General features: G+C 62.6%; 15 protein-coding genes. 11 read left to right on the forward strand and 4 right to left on the reverse strand.

Translation table 11 applies throughout. From position 1 onward, the window contains the following. Positions 1-108 precede the first annotated feature (108 nt). The 7 genes from PQR54_RS33015 (at position 109) to PQR54_RS33045 (ending at position 6,259) form a co-directional block, all read left to right on the forward strand. On the forward strand, positions 109-819 hold the full coding sequence (locus PQR54_RS33015; RefSeq protein WP_408253083.1) for a response regulator transcription factor: 711 nt from the start codon (positions 109-111) through the stop codon (positions 817-819). Positions 820-882: 63 nt separating this feature from the next. Beyond that, a complete protein-coding gene (gene hemA / locus PQR54_RS33020; protein WP_408253085.1) occupies positions 883-2,169 on the forward strand; it encodes a glutamyl-tRNA reductase in 1,287 nt (428 codons plus the stop codon). A gap of 123 nt (positions 2,170-2,292) precedes the next feature. Next, a complete protein-coding gene (gene prfA, locus PQR54_RS33025; RefSeq protein WP_408253090.1) occupies positions 2,293-3,375 on the forward strand; it encodes a peptide chain release factor 1 in 1,083 nt (360 codons plus the stop codon). 7 nt (positions 3,376-3,382) lie between these two features. Continuing rightward, complete coding sequence (gene prmC / locus PQR54_RS33030) at positions 3,383-4,243, forward strand: peptide chain release factor N(5)-glutamine methyltransferase (protein ID WP_408253092.1); 861 nt, start codon at positions 3,383-3,385, stop codon at positions 4,241-4,243. Between the two features lie 118 nt (positions 4,244-4,361). Beyond that, on the forward strand, positions 4,362-4,673 hold the full coding sequence (gene grxD, locus PQR54_RS33035; RefSeq protein ID WP_012434475.1) for a Grx4 family monothiol glutaredoxin: 312 nt from the start codon (positions 4,362-4,364) through the stop codon (positions 4,671-4,673). Positions 4,674-4,716: 43 nt separating this feature from the next. Then, positions 4,717-5,316 carry a UbiX family flavin prenyltransferase gene (locus PQR54_RS33040; protein WP_408253094.1) on the forward strand — a complete coding sequence of 200 codons (600 nt, stop codon included), beginning with the start codon at positions 4,717-4,719 and terminating at the stop codon, positions 5,314-5,316. 157 nt (positions 5,317-5,473) lie between these two features. After that, positions 5,474-6,259: a DODA-type extradiol aromatic ring-opening family dioxygenase gene (locus PQR54_RS33045; RefSeq protein ID WP_408253096.1), complete on the forward strand. Its 786-nt coding sequence runs from the start codon at positions 5,474-5,476 to the stop codon at positions 6,257-6,259. An 85-nt stretch (positions 6,260-6,344) separates the two neighbouring features. Here the strand turns inward: PQR54_RS33045 and PQR54_RS33050 are convergent, their stop codons facing one another. Continuing rightward, complete coding sequence (locus PQR54_RS33050) at positions 6,345-7,940, reverse strand: APC family permease (RefSeq protein WP_408253098.1); 1,596 nt, start codon at positions 7,938-7,940, stop codon at positions 6,345-6,347. Between the two features lie 483 nt (positions 7,941-8,423). On the opposite strand from PQR54_RS33050, the gene PQR54_RS33055 reads away from it, so the two are divergent. Continuing rightward, positions 8,424-8,627, forward strand: a complete 204-nt coding sequence (locus PQR54_RS33055; protein ID WP_007180251.1) for a cold-shock protein — start codon at positions 8,424-8,426, stop codon at positions 8,625-8,627. A gap of 111 nt (positions 8,628-8,738) precedes the next feature. Here the strand turns inward: PQR54_RS33055 and PQR54_RS33060 are convergent, their stop codons facing one another. Beyond that, positions 8,739-9,989 (reverse strand): Hsp70 family protein, encoded by a 1,251-nt coding sequence (locus PQR54_RS33060; protein WP_408253100.1) that lies wholly within the window; start codon positions 9,987-9,989, stop codon positions 8,739-8,741. A 189-nt stretch (positions 9,990-10,178) separates the two neighbouring features. Between PQR54_RS33060 and PQR54_RS33065 the strand changes: the two genes are divergently transcribed. Continuing rightward, positions 10,179-11,654 (forward strand): MFS transporter, encoded by a 1,476-nt coding sequence (locus tag PQR54_RS33065; protein ID WP_408253102.1) that lies wholly within the window; start codon positions 10,179-10,181, stop codon positions 11,652-11,654. A 58-nt stretch (positions 11,655-11,712) separates the two neighbouring features. Here the strand turns inward: PQR54_RS33065 and PQR54_RS33070 are convergent, their stop codons facing one another. Both PQR54_RS33070 and PQR54_RS33075 read right to left on the reverse strand, forming a co-directional pair. Further along, positions 11,713-12,306 carry a nitroreductase family protein gene (locus tag PQR54_RS33070; RefSeq protein WP_181916803.1) on the reverse strand — a complete coding sequence of 198 codons (594 nt, stop codon included), beginning with the start codon at positions 12,304-12,306 and terminating at the stop codon, positions 11,713-11,715. Positions 12,307-12,532: 226 nt separating this feature from the next. Then, positions 12,533-13,816, reverse strand: coding sequence for an MFS transporter (locus PQR54_RS33075; RefSeq protein ID WP_408253104.1), 1,284 nt, complete (start codon positions 13,814-13,816; stop codon positions 12,533-12,535). 155 nt (positions 13,817-13,971) lie between these two features. On the opposite strand from PQR54_RS33075, the gene PQR54_RS33080 reads away from it, so the two are divergent. Both PQR54_RS33080 and PQR54_RS33085 read left to right on the forward strand, forming a co-directional pair. After that, positions 13,972-14,631 carry a TetR/AcrR family transcriptional regulator gene (locus PQR54_RS33080; RefSeq protein ID WP_408253106.1) on the forward strand — a complete coding sequence of 220 codons (660 nt, stop codon included), beginning with the start codon at positions 13,972-13,974 and terminating at the stop codon, positions 14,629-14,631. Positions 14,632-14,722: 91 nt separating this feature from the next. After that, positions 14,723-15,277: a DUF1415 domain-containing protein gene (locus PQR54_RS33085; protein ID WP_408253108.1), complete on the forward strand. Its 555-nt coding sequence runs from the start codon at positions 14,723-14,725 to the stop codon at positions 15,275-15,277. Positions 15,278-15,282 lie beyond the last annotated feature (5 nt).

A 15,282-nucleotide genomic window follows, 5' to 3' on the forward strand; every position in this document is an offset into this window, starting at 1 on the left:
GGCGCTTTCCGCATAGCGGTTGAGTTTAGGGGTCGGGGTGATGTTAGGCAAGCTGTCGGTCTTACGGAAAAGCCTGGTCCCCGGTCATTGCCACGCTGAAAGCGCGTCATGCGAATCGCCCTTATCGAGCCGGACTTGCGGCATGCTGAACTGATCGGCCGGCTGGTCTTCGCCGGCGGTCATCTGTGTCAGCACTTCATCGCGAGTGTGCCGTTTCTCACGCGCGCCAATGAAGAATTCTTCGATCTTCTCATCACCGAAAGCTGGGCCGGCGACCATTCCGCCGAAGACGTCATCCCGCGCGCCCGCGCCATCCTGCCGGGCTTGCCGGTGATCGTGCTGATGTCCGCGCCGCGCGAAAGCCAGATTGTCGCCGCGCTACACGCCGGCGCCGACGACTGCCTGACCAAACCGGTCCGCGGCCCCGAGATGCTGGCCCGCGTGGATGCGCTGCTGCGCCGCGCCGGCTTGCGGCGGCCGCCCAACCGGCGGCGCGACATCATCGGCGAATATGCGTTCGATGCGGCGCAGTTTGCCGTCACATTCCGCAAGCAAACGGTCACGCTCACGCCCAAGGAATTCCGCCTTGCTTTGCTGCTGTTCAGTAATCTCTCACGGCCGGTGTCGCGAGCGCATATTCTTGAAAACGTCTGGACGCGCCGCCGTGACGTAAGGTCGCGCACGGTGGATACGCACGCGTCACGGGTGCGCAGCAAATTGCAGCTTCATCCCGAGCACGGCTATTGCCTGACGCCGCTTTACGGCTACGGCTATCAACTCGACGCGATCCCGCCGGAAGCCGTTGTAAACGCGGAATAAGCTGCGCACAATGTGAAAATCGTGGAAACGCTATAATATTGGGCTAAACCATAGCTCCCCCAAATGCAGCTTCTAACGATCGGAATCAATCACCACACTGCGCCTGTCGCCTTGCGCGAACGCGTGGCGTTTCCGCTCGAACAGATCAAGCCCGCATTGGACACCTTCAAGAGCGTCTGGCTGGGCCCTTCGGCCCGCACGGCGCCGGAAGCGGCGATCCTGTCCACCTGCAATCGCACCGAACTCTACTGCGCGACCGACGACCAGGCCGCGCGCGAAGCCGCGATCCAGTGGCTTTCCAAGTACCACAACCTGCCCATCGACCAACTTGCGCCGCACGTCTACGCGCTGCCGCAGTCGGAAGCCGTGCGCCACGCGTTCCGCGTCGCGTCCGGGCTGGATTCGATGGTGTTGGGTGAGACGCAAATCGTCGGACAAATGAAGGATGCAGTGCGTACCGCATCCGAAGCCGGCGCGCTCGGCACGTATTTGAACCAGTTGTTCCAGCGCACCTTCGCGGTGGCGAAGGAGGTGCGCAGCACGACCGAAATCGGCGCGCAATCGGTTTCCATGGCGGCCGCCGCCGTGCGCCTCGCCCAGCGGATTTTCGACAAGGTCTCGAACCAGCGCGTGCTGTTCATCGGCGCGGGCGAAATGATCGAGCTGTGCGCCACGCACTTCGCGGCACAGCAACCGCGCGAACTCGTCGTCGCGAACCGCACGGCCGAGCGCGGCACGCGTCTCGCCGAGCGCTTCAACGGCCGGGCCATTCCGTTGTCGGAACTGCCCTCGCGCATGCATGAGTTCGACATCATCGTGTCGTGCACGGCGTCCACCTTGCCGATCATCGGCTTGGGCGCGGTCGAGCGGGCAGTGAAAGCGCGCCGCCATCGGCCGATTTTCATGGTCGATCTGGCCGTGCCGCGCGATATCGAACCCGAAGTCGGCAAGCTCGAAGACGTGTTCCTGTACACCGTCGACGACCTCGGCGCGATCGTCCGCGAAGGCAATGCGTCGCGGCAAGCAGCGGTCGCGCAGGCCGAAGCGATCATCGAAACGCGCGTGCAGAACTTCATGCAATGGCTGGACGCGCGCAGCATCGTGCCGGTGATCCGCCATATGCACACGCAGGCCGACGTGTTGCGCCGTGCCGAAGTCGAACGCGCGCAGAAAATGCTCGCGCGCGGTGACGATCCGGCCGCCGTGCTCGAAGCGCTGTCGCAATCGCTCACCAATAAACTGATCCACGGTCCCACGCACGCGCTCAATCGCGCGAGCAGCGAGAACCGTGACACGCTCATCGAACTCATGAGCGGTTTCTACAAACACTCCGGTTCCACGGAGCGTTAGCGGCGCAGCCACCGCCGCGCTGTCCGGGCTACCCGCAAGTGGCCCGCGACGTGCTTCTGACCAGGGCATCCGCCCACTCCCCTAGTCGCCGTCCTTGCCGGAGCCCGCTCCGATACCCGTCCGATGAAAACGAGCATGCAACGCAAGCTCGACCAGCTCACTACCCGGCTGGCCGAACTGAACGATCTGTTGAGCCGCGAGGACATCACCTCGAATCTCGACCAATACCGCAAGCTCACGCGGGAACACGCCGAGCTCGGGCCGGTGGTGGATCACTACGCGCTGTGGCGCCAGGCCATGAACGACGCAACCACCGCGCAGGAGTTGCTGGCGGATGTGTCGATGCGCGACTTCGCCGAAGATGAAATTCGCGCCGCCCGCGAGCGCATGGAAAAGCTCGGCGCCGAGTTGCAGAAAATGCTGCTGCCGAAAGATCCGAACGACGACCGCAACATCTTCCTCGAAATCCGTGCCGGAACGGGCGGCGACGAGTCCGCGCTGTTCGCGGGCGACCTGCTGCGCATGTACCTGCGCTTTGCCGAACGCAACCGCTGGCAAGTGGAAATGATGTCGGCGAGCGAGTCGGATCTGGGCGGCTACAAGGAAGTGATCGTGCGGATCGCGGGCGAAGCCGCTTATTCGAAGCTCAAGTTCGAATCGGGCGGCCATCGCGTGCAACGCGTGCCGGCGACCGAAACCCAAGGGCGCATCCACACGTCGGCCTGCACGGTCGCGGTCATGCCGGAAGCGGACGAAATCGGCGAAGTCGAGATCAACCCGGCGGACTTGCGGATCGACACGTTCCGCGCGTCGGGCGCGGGCGGGCAGCACATCAACAAGACCGATTCCGCGGTGCGCGTCACGCACTTGCCGACGGGGATCGTCGTCGAATGTCAGGACGACCGGTCGCAGCACAAGAACAAGGACCGCGCGCTGAAGGTGCTGGCCGCGCGCATCAAGGACAAGCAATCGCACGAGCAGCAGGCGAAGGAAGCCGCCACGCGCAAGAGCCTGATCGGCTCGGGCGACCGCTCGGAGCGGATTCGCACGTACAACTTCCCGCAAGGGCGTCTGACGGATCACCGCATCAACCTGACGCTCTACCGTCTGGACGCAATCATGGACGGCGATCTCGACGAGCTGATCGCGGCGCTCGTCAGCGAGCATCAGGCCGAGTTGCTGGCCTCGCTCGGCGACGCGGACTGAAGCGCGCATGAGTTCGGCCAGCTCCGCCACACCCGCCACGCCCACCACACTTTTGCGCGCCTCGCCGTTGCCGCCGCTGGAAGCGCGCATCCTGCTAACGCATGTGCTCGGCTGGCGGCCCACGCAATTGATTACGCGCAGCGACGAAGCGCTCGACGCCGAGTTTGTCGAGCGTTACCAGACGCTGGAAGCACGGCGCGTAGCCGGCGAGCCGGTGGCGCAACTGGTCGGTGCCCGGGAATTTTTCGGGCTGGATTTCGAAGTCACGCCGCACGTGCTGATTCCGCGCCCTGAAACCGAATTGCTCGTCGATACGGCGCTAAAAGCGCTGGAAAACCTCTCGCGGCCTCGCGTGCTGGATCTCGGCACGGGCACCGGCGCCATTGCCGTCGCGATTGCGTCGATGCGGCCGGATGCGCGAGTCTGGGCGCTAGACCGTTCCGCCGAAGCACTGGCGGTCGCCACGCGCAACGCCACACGCCTGCTCGACGCGAAACGCCCCGGCGGCGCCATGGCGTTGATACAAAGCGACTGGTACGACTCGCTCGACGCCACCTTGCGCTTCGACGTGATCGTCAGCAATCCGCCGTATATCGCGAGCGGCGACCCGCATCTGGACGAAGGCGATCTGCGCTTCGAACCGCGCAGCGCACTCACCGACGAAGCCGACGGGCTCAGCGCGATCCGCGCCATCATCGCCGGTGCGCCAACACGGCTCGCCGCCGATGGCGTATTGTGGATCGAGCACGGCTACGATCAGGCCGAAGCCGTGCGCGCGTTATTGACGGCACAAGGATTCGCGCAAGTGCGCTCGGAGCGGGATCTGGCGGGCATCGAACGGATCAGCGGCGGGCGTCTGGACGGCTGACGGGCATCGCCCAATATCCACAAACGCTGCACGGACAAAGCGGCGCCCGGCCGGCTGTATCGAAATCCGCTATCATTTCAGCCTATTCCCTACACATAACGGAACCGCAAGGTCAGTCATGGATACGCAACAACGCATCAAGCAAATCGTCGACGAGAACAATGTCGTCCTCTTCATGAAGGGCACCGCTCAGTTCCCGATGTGCGGCTTTTCGGGCCGCGCCATCCAGATTCTGAAGGCGTGCGGCGTCGGTGAGATCAAGACCGTCAACGTGCTCGAAGACGACGAAGTCCGCCAGGGCATCAAACAGTTCTCGAACTGGCCGACCATTCCGCAGCTGTACGTGAAGGGCGAATTCGTCGGCGGCTCGGACATCATGATGGAAATGTACGAATCGGGCGAACTGCAGCAGCTGTTCGCCGCGGCCTGAGCGGCCTCGGTTCACACGCTTCTCTCCTTAGGCGCCGCGAGCCATGGAAACACGCGCTGCGGCGCCACGCCGGCTGATCGTCGCGATCACCGGCGCGACGGGTGCCATCTACGGCATCCGGATACTCGAAACGCTGCGCCGGTTGGGCGGCGTCGAGAGCCATCTGCTGATTTCGAGCGCGGGTTGGCTCAATATTCAGCACGAACTCCAGTTGAGCAAAGAAGACGTGCATCCGCTCGCGGATGTCGTCCATTCGGTGCGCGACGTCGGTGCGAGCATCGCCTCCGGCTCGTATGCCACCGACGGCATGGTGGTCGCGCCTTGCTCCATGAAGACGCTCGCCAGCGTCGCACATGGTTTCTCGGACAATCTGATCACGCGCGCCGCCGACGTCACTCTCAAGGAGCGCCGCCGCCTCGTGCTGCTCGTGCGCGAGACGCCGTTCAATCTGGCGCATCTGCGCAACATGACGGCCGTCACTGAAATGGGCGGCGTGATTTTCCCGCCCTTGCCCGCCTTCTACAATCAACCTGCTTCCATCGACGAAATGGTCGATCGCACCGTGGCGCGCGTGCTGGATCTGTTTGCGCTCGGACCGGCTTTGTCGCCGGCGTGGCCTGGACTGCGCGGCGCGCAGGAATAGCGCGTCAGCTAGGGCGGCGATGTCCGTGCATACGCACGGATTCACAACATCCGCGACACAATCAATTCTGTTTTAGCCCGTTTATCAAATCGCGGTGCAGCCCTATATTGGTAGCAACCCAATCTCTGTGCCGCGCTCTCGCGGCCGCGTTGCTGCCATGAACCGCTTACCCTCGCTTTTCCTGTCCCACGGCGCGCCCACGCTGCCGATCGACCCGTCGTTGCCGTCCGCCGAATTCGGCGTGCTGAGCGCCCAGTTGCCACGACCGGAGGCCGTACTGATGCTGTCGGCCCATTGGGGCACGGCGCAGCCGGTGGCGAGCACGTCCACGGCGCCGGAAACCATCCACGATTTCTATGGCTTTCCGCGTCAGTTGTACGAGATTCAGTACCCGGCTCCGGGGGCGCCCGATGTGGCGCGCCGCGCGGCCGTGTTGCTCGGCGAGAGCGGCATCCTCGCGGGTGCCCAGCCGCACGGACTCGACCACGGGGCGTGGGTGCCGATGCTGCTCATGTTTCCTGATGCCGACTTGCCCGTCGCTCAGTTGTCGATCCAGCCGCACATGGACGCGGCGCATCACTTTCGCGTCGGCCGGGCGCTGCGGTCGTTGCAAGACGACGGCGTGATGGTGATCGGCTCCGGCCAGATCACGCACAACCTGCGCGCCGCTGACTTCTCCGCGCGCCCTGAGGACGCCGATCCACGCGTCGCCGAGTTCACCGACTGGTTCGAGGAAAAGCTCGCCGCGCACGATATCGACGCGCTGCTCGACTATCGCCGCCAGGCGCCGCACGCGGTGCTGATGCATCCCACCGACGAGCATCTGCTGCCGGTATTCGCCGCATTGGGCGCGGCAGATGACGACTATTCGCTGGCTATCCAGTCGCTCGGAACCTACCAGCGCTCGCTCGCCATGACGAACTATGTGTTCGGCACAGCCTGACGCAGTGTCATAAGCACCGCAGAAAAGAAAAACCCTCGCCTGAGCAACTCAGGCGAGGGTTTTTTACAGACTCGAACGCAGCACCTTAATGAGCGCCCATGCCTTCGAGCACTTCGTCATGCTCGCTACGCTCGTCCAGATATTCCGAGCGATAACCGCTCGTCACGCCCCAGTAATAGAACACCAGCGAAAACGCGATAACCACCACCATGTCCCAGCCATAAGGAATCAGGTCGTGACCGCCGAACTGCTTGCTGCCGATCAGCGACAGAATCGCCATGACCGGCAGATAAGCGACCAGCCACCACGCCGCCTTCAGATCACGGCCCCAGCCGGCAAAACCCGACTTCGCCTGGAAGTAGAAGTACACCGGCAGCGCGACGACCATCAGCAGAATGATTTCGCCGGTCAGCGGCCACTTCGCCCAGTACAGGATCAGCGACGCGCAGACGAACGCAAACGGCGCAATGATCTTCATGCCCGGAATATGCAGCGGACGCTCGAGGTCCGTCGCCGCGCGGCGCAGGGCCATCAGGCTGATCGGGCCGGTCAGGTACGAGATCACGGTTGCGACCGAAATCACCGCCGCGAGCGAACTCCAGCCGCGGAAGAAGAACAGGAAAATGAACGACACCAGCAGGTTGAACCACATCGCCTGACGCGGCACGCCGTAGAACGGGTGAACGTTGCCGAACATCTTCGGCATCGTGTTGTTGCGCTCCATCGCGTAGATCATGCGGCTGGTGGTCGCCATATAGGTCGTGCCGGTGCCGCTCGGGCTGACGAATGCGTCGACGTACAGCAGGATCGCCAGCCAGTTCAGGTTCAGCGCGATCGCGAGCTCGGCGAACGGCGAAGCGAAGTTGAAGTGGCTCCAGCCCTTCATCACGTCGCTCGGATTCACCGCGCCGATATACGCAATCTGCAGCAGCACGTAGATCACCAGCGCGAGCAGGATCGAGCCGATCACCGCGAACGGCACGCTCTTGGCCGGATTGCGCGCTTCACCCGCGAGATTGATTGGGCTCTGGAAACCGTTGAACGCGAACACGATGCCGCTCGTCGATACCGCCGTCAGTACCGCCGACCAGCCGTACGGCGCAAAGGTACTCGCTTCACCGAAGTTTTCCTTATGGAAGCCCGTGAACATCAAACCGAGGATCGTCGCGCCGGGAATCAGGAACTTGAAGATCGTGATCGCCGAATTGGCACGCGCAAACAGTTTCACGCCCCAATAGTTCAGCATGAAGTAAATGATCACGAGCGCCGCAGACAGTGATAAGCCGTTCGTGGTTAATGAGCCATCCACGAATAGCGCATGCGCCCACGGATAGGGCCACGTACTCATATATTGAATGGACGCTTCAGCTTCGATCGGAATCACCGAGACGATGGCAATCCAGTTGGCCCATGCGCTAATGAAACCCACGAGCGCGCCGTGCGAATAGCGCGCATAACGCACCATGCCGCCGGACTCCGGGAACATCGCGCCGAGTTCGGCGTAGGTCAATGCGATCGCGAGAATCACGACCGCGCCGATCACCCATGCACAAACGGCAGCGGGACCAGCAATTTTTGCAGCCTTCCACGCGCCGAACAGCCAGCCCGATCCGATGATGGAACCTAAGCCCGTCAGCATCAGCGCGAACGGGCCGATGTTCCGTTGTATAGAACTTTTCACGTCTTCTCCTGTGTCGGCCGGAGTGAGCGCTTTCGCACTGACTCCGGCCCATGCAAATTTGCAGCAGAACCATGTCGGCACCGCGTTAGATCGCCTTGGAGGCGCTGCAAACGGGTGACGCGCATGCGTACGCGACGGCCCATTCCAAACAGGTGCAACCGACGCGAGGCGCGTAGTTTAACGGTTGCACCCAGTCCCTGCAGCAAAACCAAGGGTTCTCCCTAGCAAAAAAATCGGACGAATAGCAAGCTTTGTAAGCAACTTTTACGCCACGTTGGCGAAAGTTCGTAAAGTTGTGGGGAGACTGTTGACCTTCTCTCAAAATCGCCGTATAACGTTCGGGCAGGATTTCAAGCGGCGAGTGAATTGGTCTTTCGTAGTTCGCCCATCAACGGTACTCCGGTTGGTCCCATTACCCCCTTCCTTGATTTTCATGCACCCTCTGGGCTTCGGCCTTATTTACCATCTTTAGGAACAAGTAATATGGAAACCGGTACCGTCAAGTGGTTCAATGACGCAAAGGGCTTTGGCTTCATCACGCCGGACGGCGGTGGCGAAGATCTGTTCGCGCATTTCTCGGAAATCCGCACGGAAGGCTTCAAGACGCTGCAAGAAAACCAAAAGGTTACGTTTGAAGTGAAGACGGGCCCGAAGGGCAAGCAAGCTGCTAACATCAAGCCGGTGTAAGCAACACGCTTCCTTCTGGACGCAAAAAAACCCCGCCTCGGCGGGGTTTTTTTATATCCGTCGCTATTGCGAATGGTGATTATCTTCGCAGTATGCGGTTGATGATTTTGGTTATCCGAATAGACGTCGCGCGTGAATGCCGAGTCCAGTCGCGACACTCGCGAGACGGTCGCCGAATACCGCTTTAGCATCCGGGAATGCCGCCGCCAATGCGCCCGATAGAAACGCCAATCCGGTTGAACCGCCCGTAAAGTAAATCGCGTTAACGTCGCGTGTCGCCACGCCGGCCGCCTGCACCGTGTCGCGCGCCGCCTGCACGATGCGCAGCGTTTCATCGTGGCCGGCCTTGATCAATTGCGCCTCGTCGAACGCGAGACGCAGGTCGTCTTCCACTTCATCGAGATCGATCACGGTCTCGCCGCCCGCCGCCACGCCGATCTTCGCTTCTTCCGCGTGCGCTGCCAGCGCGTGACCCAAGCGGCGCTCCACAACTCGCATCAGGCGGTCGTGATGCTTGGCTTCGGTGAACAGGTGCCGCATCAGCGCGAGTTCGCTGACGCGCTTCGGGGCGTAGACGGTGTTGATCAGATGCCAGGTCGCCAGATCGAAATAGATCCGGTTCGGAATCTCGCGGCCTTCCGGATCCAGCGTCTGATAGCCCATTTCGCGCAGGATCGTCGCCAGTTCCACGCGACGGTCGAAATCCGTGCCGGCAACGTGCACGCCGTGATGCGCCAGCACGTCGTCCTTGCGCTCGACGCGCTTCATCCGCTCCGGCCCAACGCGCACCAGCGAAAAGTCCGAGGTACCGCCGCCGATGTCGGCCACCAGCACGAGGCCTTCTTCCGTCAGATGCGACTCGTAGTCGAACGCGGCCGCGATCGGCTCATACTGAAAGTGGATTTCCCGCAGACCGACCGAGCGCGCGGCGGCTTCGAGCTGCTGCTGCGCCATCTGATCGGCACGAGGGTCGTCGTCGACGAAAAACACCGGGCGGCCCAGTACCGCGCGTTGAATCGGGCCGCCAGCGCTTTTTTCCGCCGAACGCTTCAGGTGATCGACGAAAATCGCGATCACGTCCGTGTATTTGATCGCGGAGCCGTCGCCGAGATCGGTGGAGTTCTCGGCGAGCGGCGAGCCGAGAATGCTCTTCATCGAACGCATCAGACGGCCGTCGAAGCCGTCGATATAAGCTGCGAGCGCCGCCCGCCCGAATTCGCGGGTGTTTTCGTCGGTATTGAAAAAGACCGAGGTGGGCAGCGTCGTGTAGGCGCCCTCGACCGGCGCGAGCTTGAGCGCACCGTCGACGGGAACGGCCACAGCAGAATTGGAAGTACCGAAGTCAATCGCGCAATAGTTCATGGCAGGAATCGCCGCTCACGGCTGGCGCGGACAGAAGGGGGAGCGGCTTTGTATCACGAAAGCCCAATCAGCATCAACTGACGTTTCGGGTGCGCTCGCGATCATGCTAAAGCCCAGCTCGACGGAACGAATATTGCTCATTTTGACAGGATACGCCGCCAATTTTCGGAATTGAGGAGACTTCAAGCAATGAGCGCGCCGCCTACTGCCGCCGTCCACGAAAAAAACGCCACGGTCGTTGAAACGGATCTGCCTTCGCGGCTGGACCGTCTGCCGTGGGGCCGGTTTCACTCGCTGATCGTGGTGGCGCTTGGCGTCACGTGGCTGCTCGACGGTCTGGAAGTCACGCTGGCGGGCGCGGTGGCAAGTGCGTTGAAGTCTAGTCCATCGTTGCACTTTACCAACGCCGACGTCGGTCTGGCCGGCAGCACCTACATCGCCGGGGCGGTGCTCGGCGCGTTGGGATTCGGCTGGCTGACCGACCGGCTCGGACGCCGCAAGCTGTTTTTCATCACGCTCGCCCTGTATCTGGCGGCGACGGCGGCCACCGCGCTGTCTTGGAATCTGGCCAGTTTTCTGCTATTTCGGTTCCTGACCGGTGCCGGCATCGGCGGCGAATACACGGCAATCAATTCGACGATCCAGGAATTCACGCCGGCGCGCGTGCGCGGCTGGACCGATCTGGGCATCAACGGCACGTTCTGGGTCGGCGCGGGGCTCGGCGCGGCCGGCTCGCTGGTGCTGCTCGATCCGCATCTGCTGCCGCCCGACTGGGGCTGGCGCGCCTGTTTCTTTATCGGCGCGGTGCTCGCGCTGGGCATCCTGCCGATGCGCATCTGGGTGCCCGAAAGCCCGCGGTGGCTGCTCACGCACGGCGACGAGCGTGACGCGCGGGCGATTGTCGAAGGCATCGAAACGCGCTTTCGCAACGAAGGCCACGCGCTCTCCGACGACGATCTCACGCGCCTGCGCTTACGCGCTCGTGGACATACGCCACTGCGCGAGGTATTCCATACGCTCTTTAACGTGCATCGACGGCGCGCGCTGGTCGGCCTCTCGCTGATGACCGCACAGGCGTTTTTCTACAACGCGATCTTTTTCACCTACGCGCTGGTGCTCACCGACTTCTACCACGTCCCGGGCGACAACATCGGCTGGTATCTGCTGCCCTTCGCGCTCGGCAATTTCCTCGGACCGCTGCTGCTCGGCCGGTTCTTCGACGTGATCGGGCGACGCAAGATGATCGCGGCGACATACGCGATCTCCGGCATTCTGCTGACGCTGAGCGGCTACCTGTTCGCGCACGAGATGCTCACCGTCGTGACGCAGACGATCGCATGGATGGTGATTTTCTTCTTCGCATCGGCGGCCGCGAGTTCGGCTTATCTGACCGTCAGCGAATCGTTTCCGCTGGAAATTCGCGCACTGGCCATCGCCGTTTTCTACGCGTTCGGCACGGCGCTCGGCGGTATCGCCGGGCCGGCGTTTTTCGGCCGGCTGATCGACACGCATCAGCGCAGCGAGGTCTTTTCGGGTTATCTGGTCGGCTCGGGTCTGATGCTGGCGGCAGCGGTAATCGCGGGGATCTGGGGCGTGGACGCGGAGCGCAAGTCGCTGGAGAGCGTGGCGACGCCGCTGTCGAGCGTCGCGGACGGCGTCGAATGAAAAACGCGCGGTCAGCACCGCGCGTTCGTTTTACTCAATACATAACCTGAAAAACCGCTCAGAACGCCTTCTTCCAGCCGCCGCCATAGGCGATTTCCGCCAGCGGCAAACGCTGACGCACCGACTTCTCGCGCTCACGCAACACCGGATCCAGTTTGTCCACGTCGCCGTAATGACCGAGCGAAATCATCGCGATCACTTCGACGTCGTTCGGCAGCTTGAATGCGGTGCGGAACGCGTTCGGATCGAAGCCGCTCATCTGATGCGCGGCAAGTCCGAGCGCATGCGCCTGCAACACCAGCGCCATCGCTGCGGCGCCCGCATCGTACGGTGCGCAGCGATTCACCTCGCCCTTGTTGGTGAGCGTGTGCGTGGTCACCGCGATCAGCACCGGCGCCGGCGCATTCCAGCCCTGGTTGAACGGCACCAGCGTGGCGAAAGCCTGCTTGAACGAGACTTCATCGACGCTGCGGTCGAATACGAGAAAACGCCAAGGCTGCGCGTTATACGAAGACGGCGCCCAGCGTGCCGCTTCGAGCACGGAATGCAGATGCTCGCGGCTCACCGGCTCGCTCGAATACGCGCGCGGGCTCCAGCGGCCTGCAATCAGCTCGTGAATGGCAATTGCGGTAGGGGCGGGTTTGTTGGTCATGCGCTTCTCTCGGTCGAAATTCATGAACGACGGGCAACTGCCCGGGGGTCACATAGCATAACCGGGCTTCGGCACGCGTGCGCCTACATGCGAGTAGTTTGTTTGACGGCGGCTGCAATAGCAAAACGGCCCCTTGCGGGGCCGTCGTTGTCGCGATACCCGAATCGCCGGGCGCGGTTCAAACCGGCGCAGTTTCCGGCATCGTGCCGGTCGATTGCGTACGGTTTTATGCCGCCTGCGGTTCCGGCACTTTGGCGGGCCGGTTGATCCGCAACACGATCACCGCCGCCACGAGGCACAAGCCGCCGGAAATCATCGACGCCACCGTGTACGTGCCGAGGCTCGCGCGCAGCATGCCCGCGCCGAGCGCCGCGAACGCCGCGCCGAGTTGATGGCCGGCAACGACCCAGCCGAACACCACCGGCGCCGATTCCTTGCCGTAGACGTCGGTGGCCAGACGCACGGTCGGCGGTACGGTCGCGATCCAGTCGAGGCCGTAGAACACGGCGAACAGCGGCAGCCCGAAGAAGTCGATGCCGAAAGCGTGTGGCAGATACATCAGCGACAAACCGCGCAGACCGTAGTACCAGAACAGCAGCACGCGGCTATTGAAGCGGTCCGACAACCAACCGGAGAGCGTCGTGCCGAACAGATCGAAGATGCCCATCGCGGCGAGCAACGAAGCGCCCTGCACTTCTGTCATGCCGTAGTCGCCGCACATCGCGATCAGATGGGTGCCGACATAGCCGTTGGTACTCGCGCCGCAGATAAAGAAGCTGAAGAACAACAGCCAGAAATCGCGCGTCTTGCTCGCCATGGCGAGTGTGCCGAAGGCGATCGCCAGCGGATTCTGTTTGGTGACGGTGCTGTTGATGGGCGAATCGTGCGGTTCGCCGTACGGGCGCAGCTGCATGTCGGCCGGGCGCTCGGGCAGCAGAAACGCAACCAGCGGAATCACGATTGCGGCCGCAATGGCGACGACCCACACCACCTGCCGCCAGCCGTGGTGCTCGGCGATAGCCGCGAGCATCGGCAGGAACACGAGTTGGCCGGTCGCCGAACTCGCCGTGAGAATGCCCATGACGAGGCCACGCCGCGTGGTGAACCAGCGTGTCACCACCGTCGCCGACAACGACAGCGCCGCGACACCCGTCGAGCCGCCGACCATCACGCCCCAGATCAGCACCATCTGCCACGGGTGCGTCATCAGCGACGACAGCGCGACGCCCGCCGCCATTGTTCCCAGCGCGGCCAGCAGCGTGGGGCGCACACCGAAACGTTGCATTGCCGCCGCCGCGAACGGTCCCATCAGACCGTAGAGCGCGATGTTCACGGAGATCGCGAGAGAAATCGTTGCGCGGCTCCAGCCGAATTGATGCTCGAGCGGCACCATCATCACGCTCGGCGTGGCGCGTGTGCCGGCCGCCGCCAGCAGTACCAGAAACACCACCGCGACCGTCAACCAGCCGTAGTGGAAACGTCCGCCAATCAGTCTTGCTGCCCAGTTCATCGGTTCTCCAATCGACGCCTGCTCCGCAGGCGACGCCGCCAATATTGTTACGCGTTCGGTAAAGGACTTGTGACAGATCAGTCACAATAGGTGTTGCGATATTAGTTACTGCTCGGTAACATGTCAAGGCGTTAATTGAGTTCAGGTGGTCATCCATGTCCGACAGTCAAATCCCAAAGCCGGCCGCTGCGCGTCGCACGCGCGGCGCGCAGACCGCCGGCCCGCAGGCGCAGCAGCACTTGCTGCGTGCCGCGGACGAGCTGTTCTATCGCGAGGGCGTGCGAGCCGTCGGCGTGGACGCGGTGGTCGAGCGCGCCGGCGTGAACAAGATGAGTTTGTACCGGCAGTTTTCGTCGAAAGACGAGCTCGTCATGGCTTACCTGGAGCGCAAAGACGAGCAGTTCTTCAGCTATGTGGAGCGCAGCTTCGCCAAGCATCCGGGCGAGCCGGCAAGGCAGCTTCAGCAATATTTCGACGACCTCGCGGTGCGCGCGTCTGTCGACGATTATCGCGGCTGCCCTTTCGTGAACGTGTCGGTGGAGTTTCCGGAGGCGGCGCATCCGGCGCGGCAGTTCGTGTCTCGCAACAAGGCGCGCCTGATGGCGCGGCTCACGGAATTGGCAACGGCGGCGGGCGCCGATGATCCGGTGGCGCTCGCCAATGCGCTGGGTCTGATGATCGAAGGCGTGTATGCGGCCAGCCAGACTTATGGGCCCGGATGCGGGCCCGTTCTGGCCGCTCCGAAAGTCGCCGCGCTGTTGATCGGCGCGGCGTGCGGCGCGTCGGCGTCGGCGGGGTCGGCCGCGGCTGATTGAATTTTTTGCTTTGACGTTCTGTTTCAGCGAGGCGCGAATCGACTCCGGTCCGCCCCGTTAAAATGGCGCTTTATCTCCCGCGCCGCCTGCCATGTCGTTGCCCGCCGAATCCCACGATGCCGTTGTTGCCGCTACTCGCCACTGGCTGACCGAGGCTGTGATCGGCCTCAATCTCTGCCCGTTCGCGAAGGCAGTCCACGTGAAGGGGCAGATTCGCTACGCCGTCAGCGATGCCGTGGACATGGAAGGCGTGCTGACCGATCTGGAAACCGAGCTTCAGACGCTGGTCGCCGCCGACCCTGATGCCGTGGATACGACGCTGTTAATCGTGCCGCAGGCGCTCGGCGATTTTCTCGACTACAACGATTGCCTGTTTTTCGCCGAGCGTATGCTCAAGCAGCTTCGGCTCGAAGGCGTCGTTCAGATCGCGAGCTTCCATCCCTTTTACCAGTTCGAAGGCAGCGAACCCGACGATATCGAGAACTACACGAATCGCGCGCCGTATCCGATTTTGCATCTGCTGCGCGAGGACAGCATCGAACGCGCGGTTCAGGCTTTTCCCGACGCTGAAGAGATTTACGAGCGGAATCAGGAAACGCTGCGGCGAATCGGGCTAGCCGGCTGGAATGCGCTGATGAAGCGGTAATTCGC

The sequence above is a fragment of the Paraburkholderia phytofirmans genome (genome assembly GCF_046028095.1).
GTDB lineage: Bacteria > Pseudomonadota > Gammaproteobacteria > Burkholderiales > Burkholderiaceae > Paraburkholderia > Paraburkholderia phytofirmans_A.